Genomic DNA, 890 nt, shown 5'->3' with positions numbered 1-890 from the left:
TGATTTTTCGCGTAGAAAGTGTAAGTGTAGCTGCCGTCTGCTGCTTTTTCTGCCTTGTACCACTTGATATCATCTTGGCCGTTTTGGCTAGTCCAAACAGGCACTTCAATATCATGAACGTAGATTGGGACGTTGGTTACCACAACCTTAGCTGAAGTATCGCTGGCTTGGGTTACACTGACTTTGACATCTGGTTTTGGCACGTCAATGCTGGTTGCACTGATGCAGGTCATTTTCCCTTTGACAACGGCATAAGTGTGGATGTAATAAGCACCGTAATCACCTGTGTAGCTAGCTGTTAATTGACCATTTTTAGCCACTTGGTACCATTTGATGTCGTCTTGATCGTTTTTGGCTGACCAAACCGCGTGGTAAGTTTTGAGGTTTGAGCTGACGTCGCTTGGCATGGTAATGTAGATACCTGTTGGAGCCAATTCTGCCTTAACGGCCACATCACCGAAACGATAGTCTGATTCAAAGCGTTTGCCAAGTAATCCTGTTTGTACTTTTTTTACGTGGTTATAGCCATAAACGTGGACATTGTAAGTACCCGCTTCTAGATTATGGGTCGCTTCGCTGAAAACAACGTAATAAGAACCGTCTGCTGCTTTTTCTGCCTTGTACCATTGAAGATCGTCTTGACCATTTGCCTCTGTCCAAGTTGGTACTTGGATATCATCAATGTAAATCGGTACATCAGTGATGGTTACCTTGTAAGTCGTCGCACTTTCTTTGGTAATATTAGCCTTAACTTCTGGTTTTGGCACAAGGACTGAAGTGGCGTTCAAACCGACCATTTGCCCGTGAACAACTCCATATGTGTGAACGAGGTAAGTTCCGTAAGAGCCAGTGTAGTTGGCTTTAGTATGACCTGAAGGGTCAGCCTTGTA

General features: G+C 44.3%; 1 protein-coding gene. It reads right to left on the bottom strand.

The annotated features are described in order from the left end of the window. Positions 1 to 890: GBS Bsp-like repeat-containing protein (locus ACFORE_RS08650; RefSeq protein ID WP_380435101.1), on the bottom strand; the 890-nt coding region annotated here is incomplete at both ends.

Origin of the sequence: Streptococcus alactolyticus (genome assembly GCF_042649785.1) — a bacterium.
Taxonomy (GTDB): Bacteria; Bacillota; Bacilli; order Lactobacillales; family Streptococcaceae; genus Streptococcus; species Streptococcus alactolyticus.
Note: the sequence above shows the minus strand (reverse complement) of the source record. Positions and strands in the feature narration are given on the sequence as shown.